This window comes from Pseudomonas sp. NPDC087814 (assembly GCF_044742865.1).
Lineage (GTDB): Bacteria > Pseudomonadota > Gammaproteobacteria > Pseudomonadales > Pseudomonadaceae > Aquipseudomonas.
Window position 1 is genome coordinate 1 of record NZ_JBIUVK010000045.1, and the last position, 15,051, is coordinate 15,051.

At 59.7% G+C, this 15,051-nt stretch carries 14 protein-coding genes; 8 read left to right on the forward strand and 6 right to left on the reverse strand.

Annotated elements, in window-relative coordinates; genetic code table 11:
* Positions 1–37 precede the first annotated feature (37 nt).
* Positions 38–1,492, reverse strand: coding sequence for a tRNA uracil 4-sulfurtransferase ThiI (thiI, locus tag ACIOMR_RS24555; protein WP_023659343.1), 1,455 nt, complete (start codon positions 1,490–1,492; stop codon positions 38–40).
* A gap of 333 nt (positions 1,493–1,825) precedes the next feature.
* Here thiI and glnA point away from each other — a divergent pair, with 333 nt between their 5' ends.
* From glnA to ntrC, 4 genes are all read left to right on the forward strand, one after another.
* On the forward strand, positions 1,826–3,232 hold the full coding sequence (gene glnA / locus ACIOMR_RS24560) for a glutamate--ammonia ligase (protein ID WP_003217999.1): 1,407 nt from the start codon (positions 1,826–1,828) through the stop codon (positions 3,230–3,232).
* 189 nt (positions 3,233–3,421) lie between these two features.
* Entirely contained in the window at positions 3,422–3,958 is a 537-nt protein-coding gene (locus ACIOMR_RS24565) for a chorismate mutase (RefSeq protein ID WP_177122639.1), read from the forward strand.
* A 391-nt stretch (positions 3,959–4,349) separates the two neighbouring features.
* On the forward strand, positions 4,350–5,435 hold the full coding sequence (gene glnL, locus ACIOMR_RS24570; RefSeq protein WP_003218001.1) for a nitrogen regulation protein NR(II): 1,086 nt from the start codon (positions 4,350–4,352) through the stop codon (positions 5,433–5,435).
* On the forward strand, positions 5,432–6,868 hold the full coding sequence (gene ntrC, locus ACIOMR_RS24575) for a nitrogen regulation protein NR(I) (RefSeq protein ID WP_008435682.1): 1,437 nt from the start codon (positions 5,432–5,434) through the stop codon (positions 6,866–6,868). The genes glnL and ntrC overlap by 4 nt, the downstream gene beginning before the upstream one ends.
* 609 nt (positions 6,869–7,477) lie before the next feature.
* On the opposite strand, the gene ACIOMR_RS24580 is transcribed toward ntrC, so the two are convergent.
* A complete protein-coding gene (locus ACIOMR_RS24580) occupies positions 7,478–7,918 on the reverse strand; it encodes a hypothetical protein (protein ID WP_003218005.1) in 441 nt (146 codons plus the stop codon).
* Here ACIOMR_RS24580 and ACIOMR_RS24585 point away from each other — a divergent pair.
* Positions 7,917–8,372, forward strand: a complete 456-nt coding sequence (locus ACIOMR_RS24585) for a tRNA (cytidine(34)-2'-O)-methyltransferase (protein ID WP_003218007.1) — start codon at positions 7,917–7,919, stop codon at positions 8,370–8,372. The genes ACIOMR_RS24580 and ACIOMR_RS24585 overlap by 2 nt on opposite strands.
* A 132-nt stretch (positions 8,373–8,504) precedes the next feature.
* On the opposite strand, the gene secB is transcribed toward ACIOMR_RS24585, so the two are convergent.
* The 3 genes from secB to ACIOMR_RS24600 are packed head-to-tail and all read right to left on the reverse strand — an operon-like array spanning position 8,505 to position 9,702.
* Positions 8,505–8,990 carry a protein-export chaperone SecB gene (gene secB / locus ACIOMR_RS24590; RefSeq protein ID WP_003218009.1) on the reverse strand — a complete coding sequence of 162 codons (486 nt, stop codon included), beginning with the start codon at positions 8,988–8,990 and terminating at the stop codon, positions 8,505–8,507.
* A gap of 42 nt (positions 8,991–9,032) precedes the next feature.
* A complete protein-coding gene (grxC, locus tag ACIOMR_RS24595) occupies positions 9,033–9,287 on the reverse strand; it encodes a glutaredoxin 3 (protein WP_177028519.1) in 255 nt (84 codons plus the stop codon).
* A gap of 1 nt (position 9,288) precedes the next feature.
* On the reverse strand, positions 9,289–9,702 hold the full coding sequence (locus ACIOMR_RS24600; RefSeq protein WP_003218014.1) for a rhodanese-like domain-containing protein: 414 nt from the start codon (positions 9,700–9,702) through the stop codon (positions 9,289–9,291).
* Positions 9,703–9,853: 151 nt separating this feature from the next.
* Between ACIOMR_RS24600 and gpmI the strand changes: the two genes are divergently transcribed.
* Positions 9,854–11,380 carry a 2,3-bisphosphoglycerate-independent phosphoglycerate mutase gene (gpmI, locus tag ACIOMR_RS24605; RefSeq protein ID WP_401196870.1) on the forward strand — a complete coding sequence of 509 codons (1,527 nt, stop codon included), beginning with the start codon at positions 9,854–9,856 and terminating at the stop codon, positions 11,378–11,380.
* Between the two features lie 217 nt (positions 11,381–11,597).
* On the opposite strand, the gene ACIOMR_RS24610 is transcribed toward gpmI, so the two are convergent.
* A complete protein-coding gene (locus ACIOMR_RS24610) occupies positions 11,598–12,110 on the reverse strand; it encodes a PBECR2 nuclease fold domain-containing protein (protein WP_401196873.1) in 513 nt (170 codons plus the stop codon).
* A 296-nt stretch (positions 12,111–12,406) separates the two neighbouring features.
* On the opposite strand from ACIOMR_RS24610, the gene ACIOMR_RS24615 reads away from it, so the two are divergent.
* Positions 12,407–13,711, forward strand: a complete 1,305-nt coding sequence (locus ACIOMR_RS24615) for a murein hydrolase activator EnvC (RefSeq protein ID WP_087693335.1) — start codon at positions 12,407–12,409, stop codon at positions 13,709–13,711.
* Positions 13,712–13,742: 31 nt separating this feature from the next.
* Positions 13,743–15,050, forward strand: a complete 1,308-nt coding sequence (locus tag ACIOMR_RS24620; RefSeq protein WP_401196876.1) for a S41 family peptidase — start codon at positions 13,743–13,745, stop codon at positions 15,048–15,050.
* Position 15,051 lies beyond the last annotated feature (1 nt).

A 15,051-nucleotide genomic window follows, 5' to 3' on the forward strand; every position in this document is an offset into this window, starting at 1 on the left:
CCGGTGACGCTGGCCTCAGGCAATCAGCACCGGGCTCTTAGCTCGGTCGATAAACGCGCACATTGGCATGCCCCTCACTGAGCAAATGGTGGGCATGCAGGCGACTCATCACGCCTTTGTCGCAATACAACAGGTACTGACGGCTGTCATCCAGTTCCTTGAAACGCGCATTCAATGCATAGAACGGCAGCGTTTGTACGTCGATGCCAGCAATTTCCAGCGGCTCGTCTTCAGCGGCATCCGGGTGACGGATGTCGATGATGATCTGACCGGCCAGAGCCTCGCTGACTTCTTCGATCTGCAAATCCTGGCCCAATTCGTCGATAACCCGATCGATCGGCACCAGCTTGGCGTTCTCAAGCGCACGCTCGAGCACCGCCATATCGAACTGTTGTTCTTCGTACTCCACGCGGTTGCGCTTGGCGTGGGTCTTGGGGTTCACCGAGATGACCCCGCAATATTCCGGCATGTGCTTGGCGAAATCCGCCGTGCCGATCTGGGTCGCCAGGTCGATGATGTCTTGCTTGTGACTGGCGATCAGCGGGCGCAGTACCAGCTTCTCGGTCACAGAGTCGATCAACGACAGGTTCGGCAGGGTCTGGCTGGACACCTGGGAAATCGCTTCACCGGTGACCAGTGCGTCGATTTCCAGCCGATCCGCGATTCGGGACGCAGCGCGTAACATCATACGCTTCAATACTACGCCCATATGACTGTTATCGACTTTCCCGAGAATTTCTCCCAGGACTTCCTCGAACGGTACGCTGACAAACAGCACCCGTTGCGAGCTGCCGTATTTCTTCCAGATGTAATGCGCGACTTCCATCACGCCCAATTCGTGTGCACGCCCGCCCAGGTTGAAGAAGCAGAAGTGGCTCATCAGCCCGCGGCGCATGATCTGGTAGGCCGCGACAGTGGAATCGAAACCGCCGGACATCAATACCAGGGTCTGTTCCAGGGCACCCAGCGGGTAGCCGCCGATGCTGTCGTGCTGGCTGTGGATCACAAACAACCGTTGGTCGCGAATTTCCATCCGCACTTCAATTTGCGGCTCTTTCAGGGAAATTCCGGCAGCGCCGCACTCGCGACGCAGCTTGCTGCCCACATATTTCTCGACATCCATGGAGCTGAACGGGTGCTTGCCGGCGCGTTTGCAACGCACTGAAAACACCTTGCCTGCCAGCACATCGCCGTAGTGCTGCTTGCACTTTTCGGTGATGTCGTCGAAGTCGCCCAGCGGGTACTCGTCGACCTGCAGGAAATGCGCGATGCCCGGCACGCAGCTCAGGCGCTCGGTCATGTCCTTCAGGGCCTTGGGGTCTGTGAGGCGGGTTTCCAGCTCGAGATTGTCCCACACACCATTCACCACCACAGCCGGGTCCAGATCGCGGAGCACGGCACGGATGTTCTTGGCCAATTGACGGATGAAACGCATCCGTACCGGTCGGCTCTTGATGGTGATCTCGGGGAAGACTTTAACGATTAATTTCATGAAAACAGCGCGCGCAGGCCCAGCCGAAAAAGGGGGGCGCGGATTATAGCGGAAATCGCTCAAGGTTTAACCAGTTAATATGCAACTGACCTTTCGCGCACCAAAACGGGTCATAAACCAAAATAAGCGCTACATTGCGGTGCGCAATTTCTTCCGTTTCAGCGGATTGCACCTTTATAGGGGCGTTTTTGTGGCAAAAAACCCATGTCGGGGCACTGGCATGCAATTTGCTCTCTTGTGAGGCAGGTTGCCTTGGTCGAGTATTCGCGCCGGCATCACCCACATTCTAAGGGCTACTCCACTACCCCAGCCCGAAGCCACCCGGAGGACACTATGTCGAAGTCGGTTCAACTCATCAAAGATCATGACGTCAAATGGATTGATCTGCGCTTCACGGACACCAAAGGCACTCAGCACCACGTGACCATGCCGGCTCGCGACGCGCTGGATGACGCCTTCTTCGAAGAAGGCAAAATGTTCGACGGCTCCTCCATTGCCGGCTGGAAAGGCATCGAAGCGTCCGACATGATCCTGATGCCGGACGACAGCACTGCCGTACTCGACCCGTTCACCGAAGACCCAACCTTGATCATCGTCTGCGACGTGATCGAGCCTTCGACCATGCAGGGCTACGACCGTGACCCACGTGCGATCGCCAAGCGTGCCGAGGAATACCTGAAGTCGACCGGTATCGGCGACACCGTATTCGTAGGCCCGGAACCAGAATTCTTCATCTTTGATTCGGTCAAGTTCAAGTCCGACATCTCTGGCTCCATGTTCAAGATCTTCTCCGAACAAGGTTCGTGGATGTCCGACCAGGACGTGGAAGGCGGCAACAAAGGCCACCGTCCAGGTATCAAAGGCGGCTACTTCCCGGTTCCTCCGTTCGACCACGACCACGAAATCCGTACCTCCATGTGCAACGCCATGGAAGAGATGGGCCTGGTCATCGAAGTTCACCACCACGAAGTGGCGACTGCCGGCCAGAACGAAATCGGCGTGAAGTTCAACACCCTGGTTGCCAAGGCTGACGAAGTTCAGACCCTGAAGTACTGCGTACACAACGTGGCTGATGCCTACGGCCGTACCGCTACCTTCATGCCTAAGCCTCTGTACGGCGATAACGGTTCGGGTATGCACGTTCACCTGTCCATCGCCAAAGAAGGCAAGAACACCTTCGCTGGCGAAGGTTATGCCGGCCTGTCCGACACCGCCCTGTACTTCATCGGCGGTATCATCAAGCACGGTAAGGCCCTGAACGGCTTCACCAACCCGTCGACCAACTCCTACAAGCGTCTGGTTCCAGGTTTCGAAGCTCCGGTAATGCTCGCCTACTCGGCTCGCAACCGTTCCGCTTCGATCCGTATTCCTTACGTGTCCAGCCCTCGCGCTCGCCGTATCGAGGCCCGTTTCCCGGATCCGGCAGCCAACCCGTACCTGGCCTTCGCTGCCCTGGTCATGGCCGGCCTGGACGGTATCCAGAACAAGATCCACCCTGGCGACGCCGCCGACAAAAACTTGTACGACCTGCCGCCTGAAGAGGCCAAAGAGATCCCACAAGTATGCGGCAGCCTGAAAGAAGCCCTGGAAGAGCTGGACAAGGGCCGTGCGTTCCTGACCAAAGGCGGCGTGTTCAGCGACGACTTTATCGATGCCTACATCGCCCTGAAAAGCGAAGAAGAAATCAAGGTCCGCACCTTCGTACACCCACTGGAATACGAGCTGTACTACAGCTGCTGATCCGGTAGCGCTGCGTAACGCGGCGTGATGAAAAAGGCCTCCTTCGGGAGGTCTTTTTTTTGCCCGCAAAACCCTGAGGGAGCGGGCTTGCCCGCGAAAAATTCAAAGGCGCCGCATTTTTTCAATATTTACGCGTTATCGTTAACGACCTTCGCGAGCAAGCTCGCCCCTACAGAAGAGGGATCTGCCTTGAAACTCAAAATTGGGTTCATCTTGCTGGCCATCAGCGCCAATGTATTCGCAGCACCACCCACCCTCGCCCCGCTGCTCGACAGCATTGCCGAACGCCTGGCGATTGCCGACCAGGTGGCCCTGAGCAAATGGGACAGCCACAAGCCCGTCGAAGACCGCCCACGGGAGCAGGACGTGATCGCCAGCGTCGTCGCCCAGGCGCCGAGCTACAAACTGGCACCGGCCCAGGCCGAGCAGTTTTTCTTGGCCCAGATTGAGGCGAACAAACTGGTGCAATACGCCCACCTTTCCGACTGGCAGCTGCAAGGCAAGGCGCCGAATGACCCACGCCCGGATCTGGTCGGCCAGATCCGCCCTAAACTGGACCTGCTGCAAAAACGCCTGCTGCAACAGCTGGCGGACTTCACCCCGGAGCGCACCAACCCGCAATGCCCGCAATGGCTGGCCCAGGCCAATCACGCACCTGCCAAAGACTCGCTGCACCAGCTGGCAATGATCCGCGCCACTGCCGAGCTGTGTATCTATAAAATCTAAAATTGCGAACCCCATCAAAATATGGGAGCGGGCTTGCTCGCGATGGCGGTGTGTCAGTTGATATGTGCATGACTGACACGCCGCCTTCGCGAGCAAGCCCGCTCCCACAATTTAGATTCGACCCATTCAGCCAATCAGTCGCTGCCACCAGCTTCCTGAACAGACTTTTCAAAACCGCACTATATTGGTGCGATACGCTGCACCCTTCCCACTTACGCAACCCATTTTGGTTCGAAACTTCCCGTCCAAGCTGGCAGAACGCCACAGTTTCGCGCCTTAAGCCCCCATTTCAGGGCTTTAACGCTTCTTTTCGGAGCTTTGGTTTGGTTTTTGCATTTTCCTTGTATCAGCGTGTGCCTCAAGCCCGCGCCTTGCTCCAAAAGAGGTCCTAATGACCATCAGCGACGCACTGCACCGCCTGTTACTCGACAACCTGACCACCGCGACCATTCTGCTCAATGACGAACTGCGCCTTGAGTACATGAACCCGGCGGCGGAGATGCTGCTGGCCATCAGCGGGCAGCGCAGCCATGGGCAATTCATCAGTGAGCTGTTCACTGAGTCGGCCGAGGCCTTGAGCTCGTTGCGCCAGGCCGTGGAGCAGGCGCACCCGTTCACCAAGCGCGAAGCGATGCTCACCGCCCTCACCGGCCAGACCCTCACCGTCGACTACGCGGTAACACCGATCCTCAGCCACGGCGCCACCTTGTTGCTGCTGGAGGTGCATCCCCGGGATCGCCTGCTGCGCATCACCAAGGAAGAGGCGCAACTGTCCAAGCAGGAAACCAGCAAGATGCTGGTACGCGGCCTGGCCCACGAGATCAAGAACCCCCTGGGCGGGATTCGCGGCGCCGCACAGCTGCTGGCCCGCGAGCTGCCGGACGAAAACCTCAAGGACTACACCAACGTCATCATCGAGGAAGCCGACCGCCTGCGTAACCTGGTAGACCGCATGCTCGGCTCCAACAAGCTGCCGTCGCTGGCAATGACCAACGTGCACGAAGTGCTGGAGCGGGTTTGCCAGTTGGTGGAGGCCGAAAGCCAGGGCTGCATCACCTTGGTGCGCGACTACGACCCAAGCATTCCCGACGTATTGATCGACCGCGAGCAGATGATCCAGGCGGTGCTCAATATCGTGCGTAACGCCATGCAGGCCATCAGCAGCCAGAACGAGCTGCGCCTGGGCCGCATCAGCCTGCGCACCCGTGCCCTGCGCCAGTTCACCATTGGCCACGTGCGCCATCGCCTGGTAACCAAGGTCGAGATCATCGACAACGGCCCCGGCATCCCTGCAGAACTGCAGGAAACCATCTTTTTCCCAATGGTCAGCGGCCGCCCGGACGGTACCGGGCTCGGCCTGGCCATTACCCAGAACATCATCAGCCAGCACCAGGGTTTGATCGAATGTGAGAGCCATCCCGGTCACACCACCTTCTCGATCTTTCTGCCACTGGAACAAGGAGCCCCATCGACATGAGCCGTAGTGAAACTGTCTGGATCGTCGATGACGACCGTTCTATCCGCTGGGTCCTGGAGAAAGCCTTGCAACAGGAAGGCATGACCACCCAGAGCTTCGACAGCGCCGACGGGGTGATGAGCCGCCTGGCTCGCCAGCAGCCCGACGTGATCATCTCCGACATCCGCATGCCCGGCGCCAGTGGCCTGGACTTGCTGGCGCGGATTCGCGAGCAGCACCCGCGCCTGCCGGTGATCATCATGACCGCGCACTCGGACCTGGACAGCGCTGTCGCGTCCTATCAGGGCGGCGCCTTTGAATACCTGCCAAAACCGTTCGACGTGGACGAAGCGGTGGCGCTGGTAAAACGCGCCAACCAGCACGCCCAGGAACAGCAGAACCAGGAAGCCCCGCCGGCCCTGACCCGTACCCCGGAAATCATCGGCGAAGCGCCGGCGATGCAGGAAGTGTTTCGCGCCATCGGGCGCTTGAGCCACTCCAACATCACCGTGCTGATCAATGGCGAGTCGGGTACCGGTAAAGAGCTGGTGGCCCACGCCCTGCACCGTCACAGCCCACGGGCGGCGTCGCCGTTCATTGCGCTGAACATGGCGGCGATCCCGAAAGACTTGATGGAGTCGGAACTGTTCGGCCATGAAAAAGGCGCGTTCACCGGTGCGGCCAACCTGCGCCGTGGCCGTTTTGAACAGGCCGACGGCGGCACGCTGTTCCTCGATGAAATCGGCGACATGCCGGCCGACACCCAGACGCGCTTGCTGCGGGTCCTGGCCGACGGCGAGTTTTATCGGGTAGGCGGGCACACGCCGGTCAAGGTCGACGTACGTATCATCGCGGCGACGCACCAGAACCTGGAAACCCTGGTGCACGCCGGGAAATTCCGTGAAGACTTGTTCCACCGCCTGAACGTGATCCGCATCCACATCCCACGGATGTCGGACCGTCGCGAGGACATCCCGACCCTGGCCCGTCACTTCCTCAGCCGCGCCGCCCAGGAGCTGGCCGTCGAGCCGAAGCTGCTGAAAAGCGAGACCGAGGAATACCTGAAGAACCTGCCATGGCCGGGCAACGTGCGTCAGCTGGAGAACACCTGCCGCTGGATCACGGTGATGGCTTCGGGGCGCGAAGTGCATATCAGCGACCTGCCGCCTGAGCTGCTGAGCCTGCCGCAGGATTCGGCACCGGTGACCAACTGGGAGCAGGCACTGCGCCAATGGGCCGACCAGGCCCTGGCACGTGGCCAGTCGAACCTGCTGGACAGCGCTGTGCCGGCTTTCGAGCGGATCATGATCGAAACCGCCCTCAAGCATACCGCTGGACGTCGTCGCGACGCCGCCGTGCTGCTGGGCTGGGGCCGCAATACGCTGACACGCAAGATCAAGGAGCTGGGGATGAAGGTTGACGGTGGGGATGATGATGAAGGTGATGAGGCCTGATCCACTGAAGATCTAATGTGGGAGCCGGGCTTGCCCGCGATGGCGCTGTGTCAGTCACTGGATGTATCGACTGACACAGCGCCATCGCAGGCAAGCCAGCTCCCACATTTGTTTTGTACCAGACTAAGACCGTGCACCGCTTCAATGCACCACGAACCGGCATCGCGCACTTATCCAACGCCTGAAACCCATACCTTGTTAAGAAAATATTAAAACCCAAAAAAGCCAAAGCCCCGTATTCCGGGGCTTTGCGCTTTCTGAAGAAATTTTTTGGCGCCACTTCGCAATTCTGGCACGCGCCCTGCAATAACCCTGTTACTACCCAGTTTCGGGGACCTTGGTACAGGCAGGCCGAGAATCCCCTCTTTAACACCCGGGGTGCTTGATGCGGATCGCGTCGCGCCCCACACCCGTTTCGGGAACCTCGGTACAGGCAGGCCGGGGATTCCCTCTTTAACACCGAAGCCTTTGGCTTCACCCCGTTTTGGGAGCCCTGGTACAGGCAGGCCGGGAACTCCCTTCTTTACACCCGGGGCTTATGAGGCAACGCGCCCATAGCCCCAGCCCGTTTTGGGAACCTTGGTACAGGCAGGCCGGGGATTCCCTCTTTTATTGCTCCTGGAGATGGATCTCCACCCGCCAGCGTCCATCGGCCTTCTCTCCCGACCACTCCCCGCGCAACGGCCGAGCCGCCACCAGGTTCAGCAGCAAGCCGCCATCGGTCTTGCGTACGCGCCAGTTCACATCCTTGTCATTGACCTTCAATTGGCCGCCCTGGGCCTTGCCAAGCGCATCGAACAGCAGCGCCACGGTGCCGTCGATATGCTCGCCGTGCAGCTTGGGTTCGCTGTTGAACCACACCACCAGGCCATCGGCGGCGGGCTCTACCTGCTGCAGCTCAACCGGGTCTGGCGTGGTCAGCCGGCCGATCATCAGGCCCACCATCAAGCCGACAATCGCCAACGAGCCTAAAACCCGTGGCAATAGCTTCGGCCTGGGGTCTTCTTCAGGGGTAGAATGCAGCGCATCTTTGCCTTCGGAGCCGTGCATGTTTCACGTCATCCTTTTTCAACCAGAAATTCCGCCGAATACCGGCAACGTTATCAGGCTGTGCGCCAACAGTGGCTGCCACCTGCATTTGATCGAGCCCTTGGGTTTCGACATGGACGACAAGCGCCTGCGCCGCGCCGGGCTGGACTACCACGAGTACGCCACCCTGCAACGCCACGCCGACCTTGCCAGCTGCCTGGAAAGCCTGAACCACCCACGGTTGTTCGCGTTTACCACCAAGGGTTCGCGGCCGTTCCATGATGCCAGCTTTGCCGAAGGCGACGCCTTCCTGTTCGGCCCGGAAAGCCGCGGCCTGCCGGCAGACGTGCTGGACGCCCTGCCCGACGGCCACCGCCTGCGCCTGCCGATGCGCGAAGGCTGCCGCAGCCTGAACCTGTCCAACACCGTGGCCGTCGCGGTTTACGAAGGTTGGCGGCAACTGGGGTTCAAGTAACACTGCATAACGAATGTGGGAGCGGGCTTGCTCGCGAAAGCGGAGTGCCAGTCAACGAAGATATCGACTGAAGTACCGCATTCGCGAGCAAGCCCGCTCCCACATTGGATCGGCGTCGTTGCTCAGAACAGCTTACTGAACCGTTGGCGAGCCTTCCTGTTGCATGCGCTGCAGCTCTTGCGCATACAGGGCATCGAAGTTCACCGGAGCCAGCATCAGCGCCGGGAACGAGCCACGGGTGACCAGACTGTCCAAGGTCTCACGGGCATACGGGAACAGGATGTTCGGGCAGAACGCGCCCAGGGTGTGACTCATGGACGCTTCGTCCAGGCCCTGGATCAGGAAGATACCGGCCTGTTGCACTTCAGCAATGAAGGCCACTTCTTCGCCGTTCTTGACGGTGACCGACAGGGTCAGCACGACCTCGTGGAAGTCACCTTCCAGTGCCTTCTGACGGGTGTTCAGGTCCAGCGCAACGCTCGGGGTCCATTCCTGACGGAAGATGGCCGGGCTTTTCGGCGCTTCGAACGACAAGTCACGTACGTAAATACGCTGCAGGGAAAATTGTGGGCCTTGAGCTTCTTCTGCTGCCGCTTCGGTGTTCTGTTGGTCAGTCATCGCAGATCCTTCGTGATCTTGGGGTCTTTTAGGGGTTAGGAGTCAGACGTGAAGCAGCGCATCCAGTTTACCGGCGCGCTCGAGTGCGAACAGGTCATCGCAACCACCGACATGCTTGTCACCGATCCAGATCTGCGGCACGGACGTGCGTCCCGCTTTCTTGGTCATCTCGGCGCGCACCTGGGGCTTGCCATCAACCTTGATCTCTTCGAAGGCAATGCCCTTTTTCACAAGCAGGGCCTTGGCCCGCATGCAATAAGGGCAATAATCGCTGGAATAAACGACAACCTGGCTCATATCACTTCACCAGCGGCAGGTTATCGCCACGCCAGCTGGAAATACCACCCGACAGTTTGGCGGCGTTGAAGCCGGTTTTCAGCATCTCGCGGGCGTGGGTGCCGGAGTGCTGGCCCTGGGCGTCGACCAGGATAATGGTCTTGGCCTTGTGCTTTTCCAGCTCGGCCAGGCGCGAAATCAGTTTGTCCTGGGGAATGTTCAGCGCGCCGACAATGTGACCGGCGGCGAAATCCTTGGCGGGACGAATGTCCACCACTACGGCCTCATCCTTGTTGACCAGGGCGGTCAGCTCGGACGTGCTGAGGCTGCGGCCACCGCGGCTCAATTCGTGAGCGATCAGCAGCGCCAGCAGTACGACGAACGCACCAGCGAGCAAATAGTGGGTAGTGGCAAATGCAATCAGGTGATCAACCATCAAGGAGGTTCCAGGGCGTTAAAATGGCGGTAAGTATACACAGCCGTCATGGTCGGCCAACCCCCGTAAAGCGGTGACGTGGTCGGAACTTCGCTTTAAACTGCCACTCCCTTTTCTATTCCCTTCATTCATTACCGCCGCGAGAGGATCTATGACTACTACGCCTAAACCTTTGGTCCTGATAATTCTCGATGGCTTCGGACACAGTGAAAGCCACCACGACAACGCCGTGTACTCGGCCAGCAAGCCAGTACTGGACCGTCTGAGCGCTACCGTTCCGAACGGCCTGATCTCGGGCTCGGGCATGGATGTTGGCCTGCCGGAGGGCCAAATGGGCAACTCGGAAGTCGGCCATATGAATCTCGGTGCCGGACGAGTGGTCTATCAAGACTTCACCCGCGTGACCAAAGCGATCCGCGACGGTGAGTTTTTCGAGAACCCAAACATCTGCGCGGCAGTGGATAAAGCGGTCAAGGCCGGCAAGGCCGTGCACTTCATGGGCCTGCTGTCGGACGGCGGCGTCCACAGCCACCAGGACCACCTGATCGCCATGGCCGAACTGGCCTTCAAGCGCGGCGCCGAGAAGATCTACCTGCACGCGTTCCTCGACGGCCGCGACACCCCGCCGAAAAGTGCCCAGTCCTCCATCGAACTGCTGGATGAAACCTTCAAGACCCTCGGCAAAGGCCGCATCGCCAGTCTGGTTGGCCGCTACTTCGCCATGGACCGCGACAACCGCTGGGACCGCGTGGCGCAGGCCTACAACCTGATCGTCGACGGCCAGGCCGAATTCAACGCCGCCACCGCCCAGGAAGGCCTGGAAGCCGCCTACGCCCGTGGCGAGAGTGACGAATTCGTCAAGGCCACCACCATCGGCGAACCGGTCAAGGTCGAAGATGGCGACGCCGTGGTGTTCATGAACTTCCGCGCCGACCGTGCCCGCGAGCTGAGCCACGTATTCGTCGATGCCGGCTTCAAGGACTTCGAGCGCGCCCGCCAGCCGAAAGTCGAATTCGTGATGCTGACCCAATACGCCGCCAACATCCCGGCCCCGTCGGCATTCGCCCCGGGCAGCCTGGAAAACGTGCTGGGGGATTACCTGGCGAAAAACGGCAAGACCCAACTGCGCATTGCCGAAACCGAGAAATACGCCCACGTGACCTTCTTCTTCTCCGGCGGTCGTGAAGAACCGTTCCCGGGTGAAGAACGCATCCTGATCCCGTCGCCGAAAGTCGCCACCTACGACCTGCAGCCGGAGATGAGTGCCCCGGAAGTCACGGACAAGATCGTCGACGCCATCGAACACCAGCGCTACGACGTGATCGTGGTCAACTACGCCAACGGTGACATGGTGGGCCACAGCGGCAACCTGGAAGCGGCGGTAAAAGCCGTGGAATGCCTGGACCTGTGCGTCGGCCGCATCGTCGACGCGCTGGACAAGGTGGGCGGCGAAGCGCTGATCACCGCTGACCACGGCAACTGCGAGCAAATGTCCGACGAATCCACCGGCCAGGCCCACACCGCCCACACCACTGAGCCGGTGCCATTCATCTACGTCGGCAAACGTGACTTTAAAGTACGTGATGGCGGCGTGCTGGCCGACGTGGCACCGACCATGTTGATGCTGATGGGGCTGGAGAAGCCGAAAGAGATGACTGGCACTTCGATTCTGGTCTGACACAGTTCAGGGGTTGCTCAAAACAGGCAGCCCGTCAATAATGGACTCGAGCGCGAAACCAGTTGCCTCCAGCGGCGATAACTGGCGTAGGAACCCCGCAGATGGCTGGATATCCGCGTAGGGTGAGACCTCCACACCCCTGCTTGAGGGTGTGTATATGAATATCAAGCAAGCACTACTTAGGGCAGTTCGAAAGAGCTGCCCTTTTCTTTGGGCGTCACAAAAGCTCGTAACGCTTGTAGAGCAACTCACCATGACGATGCTTGTTCAAGGCCTTGGCGTCTGTCTGCATGAAGTTCCACAGCACATTGCCAGCCTGAATATTGACCACCACCAGCATCTGCCTCCTGGATTCATAAGCCCCAATGAATGCTAAACGAGCGGAGCAATCGCTATAAGCAACACGCCATATTTCCAGAGGCCCCGTCAATGTGTCCAAGGCGAACCTGACATAACGCTCTCTGGCGTCCTGCCGCTTTTCAACAATGTGCTGCAGACAACTGCGCCTGATCGCTATTTGCCCCAAAGGCGAAGTAATTTCCACCGCTGAAGAGCTCGAATAGGCAATGCCAAAATGCATTGCGACTATATCGATGGCCGCTTCGACGTCATTGCCAGCGGCCACTTCTTCAAGTGGACGCGCTCGCAAAGCCCGATCCAGACTACGAAGATCGGGAAGCCCATAATCAAGCCACGTTTGCTGGCCTTTTGACTCGTGAATACAAGGCATTAGTGACTATGCCGACCGTCGGATTAACAGGGCCGAAGAGTCTATTCCGAGCGCAAATGCACCTTCAGGGTGGAGCATTTCAAGGCATTTCGCGAAGCACACAAAACAACTGCAGAAGCACGACACGACGCTCTCTACCGCTCGTCGCCTTCAAAGGGCTATGGGACTTGCCCACAATTGCTTGCAGAATGCGGCCACTGGGCACCTAACTTGCCTGCCAAGCCGAATTGGGCGTTTTTTTTGCAGCGCTTGGCGGGCATACTAGGCCGTCCCTTTCCCTGGTGTCGCCCGCCTCTATGCTTCGCGCCTTGATTACCCTTGCTCTTGTCTGCCTGCTCCAACCGGCGTTTGCCGATGAGCGCGCACAAACCCAACAACAGTTGGACGCTACGCGTCAGGACATTACCGAGCTGAAGAAGCTGCTCGGCAAGCTCCAGGAAGAGAAGTCCGGCGTGCAGAAAGACCTGCGCGGCACGGAAACCGAGATGGGCAAGCTGGAGAAGCAGGTCCAGGAGCTGCAAAAAGAACTAAAGAAGAGCGAGTCGGAACTGGAGCGACTCGACGCTGAGAAAAAAAAACTCCAGAGCGCCCGCGTTGAACAGCAACGCCTGATCGCGATCCAGGCCCGCGCCGCTTACCAGAACGGCCGCCAGGAATACCTCAAGCTGCTGCTCAACCAGCAGAACCCGGAAAAGTTCGCCCGCACCCTTACCTATTACGACTACCTGAGCAAGGCCCGCCTGGAGCAACTGAAAAGCTTCAACGAGACCCTGCGCCAGTTGGCCAACGTCGAGCAGGAAATCGCCAACCAGCAGTCGCAGCTGCTCGACCAGAAAACCGCCCTCGACAGCCAGCGCGACGAACTGGACAAGGTCCGCAAGGAGCGCCAGCAGGCGCTGGCCAAGCTGAATGACGACGTGAAGGCCCGTGACGCCAAGCTCCAGGCCCGCGAGCAAGACCAGGCCGACCTCGGTAAAGTCCTGAAAACCATCGAGGAAACCCTGGCGCGCCAGGCCCGTGAGGCAGAGCAGGCGCGGCAAAAAGCGCTGATTGCCCAGCAGGAAGCCGAAAAAAAGCGCGAGCGTGAAGCCGCCGAGGCAGTCGCCAGCGCCACTACCGACGCCCCGGCCCCGCGTAAACCGGCGCGTGCAGCGCCTGGCCCGCTGGTTTCCAGCGCCGGCGAATCCTTCGGCGGACCTTTTGCTTCAGCTCGGGGCAAACTTCCATGGCCAGTTGATGGTCGATTACTGGCACGCTTTGGTGAAACCCGTGGCGATGACACCCGCGCCAAGTGGGACGGTGTGATGATCAGTGCCGGTGCCGGCACCCAGGTCCACGCTATCCACGGCGGCCGCGTGGTATTCGCCGATTGGCTGCGTGGCGCAGGTTTGTTGGTGATTCTTGACCACGGCAATGGCTATTTGAGCCTTTACGGCCACAATCAAACTTTGCTTAAAGCGGCAGGTGATGTTGTAAAAGCCGGTGAATCCATCTCCACTGTCGGTAACAGTGGTGGCCAGGACACCCCGGCGCTGTACTTCGCTATTCGTCAGCAGGGCCGCCCGAGCGACCCGGCACAATGGTGCCGTACCCAAGGATAAGGGTCGCATCTACATTAGGAGTTCGTTCGACATGCTGCATTTGTCCCGCCTCACATCGCTGGCCCTGACGATCGCTCTGGTGATCGGCGCGCCTTTGGCATTCGCCGACCAGACCGCCCAGTCGGCCACGGCCGCGACCACCAAGGCCCCGCTGCCGCTGGACGAGTTGCGCACCTTTGCCGAGGTCATGGACCGGATCAAGGCCGCTTATGTCGAACCTGTGGACGACAAGACCCTGCTGGAAAATGCCATCAAGGGCATGCTCAGCAACCTTGACCCGCACTCCGCCTACCTGGGCCCGGAAGATTTCGCCGAGCTGCAGGAGAGCACCAGCGGTGAATTCGGTGGCCTGGGCATTGAAGTCGGCGCCGACGACGGCAACATCAAGGTCGTTTCGCCGATCGATGACACCCCTGCGTCCAAGGCCGGCATCCAGGCCGGTGACTTTATCGTCAAGATCAACGGCCAGCCGACCCGCGGCCAGACCATGACCGAAGCCGTCGACAAGATGCGCGGCAAGATCGGCCAGAAAATCACCCTGACCCTGGTGCGCGACGGCGGCACGCCGTTCGACGTGACCCTGGCCCGCGCCACCATCACGGTCAAGAGCGTGAAGAGCCAGCTGCTGGAGTCGGGCTACGGCTACATCCGTATCACCCAGTTCCAGGTCAAGACCGGCGACGAAGTGGCCAAGGCCCTCGCCAAGCTGCGCAAAGACAACGGCAAGAAACTCAGCGGCATCGTGCTCGACCTGCGTAACAACCCGGGCGGCGTGTTGCAGGCCGCTGTGGAAGTGGTCGACCACTTCATCACCAAGGGCCTGATCGTCTACACCAAGGGCCGTATCGCCAACTCCGAGCTGCGCTTCTCGGCCACCGGCAACGACCTCAGCGAAGGCGTGCCGATGGTTGTGCTGATCAACGGCGGCAGCGCCTCGGCTTCGGAAATCGTCGCCGGCGCCCTGCAAGACCAGAAACGCGGCGTGCTGATGGGCACCACCAGCTTCGGCAAAGGCTCGGTGCAAACCGTGCTGCCGCTGAACAACGAGCGTGCCTTGAAGATCACCACGGCGCTGTACTACACGCCGAACGGTCGCTCGATCCAGGCCCAGGGCATCGTGCCGGACATCGAAGTGCGCAAGGCCAAGATCACCAACGAAGCCGACAGCGAGTTCTACAAGGAAGCGGACCTGCAAGGCCACCTGGGCAATGGCAACGGCGGCGCCGACCAGCCGACCGGCAGCGGCTCGAAAGCCAAGCCGATGCCGCAGGACGACGATTATCAGTTGGCCCAGGCGCTGAGCCTGCTCAAGGGCCTGAGCATTACGCGCAGCCGTTGAT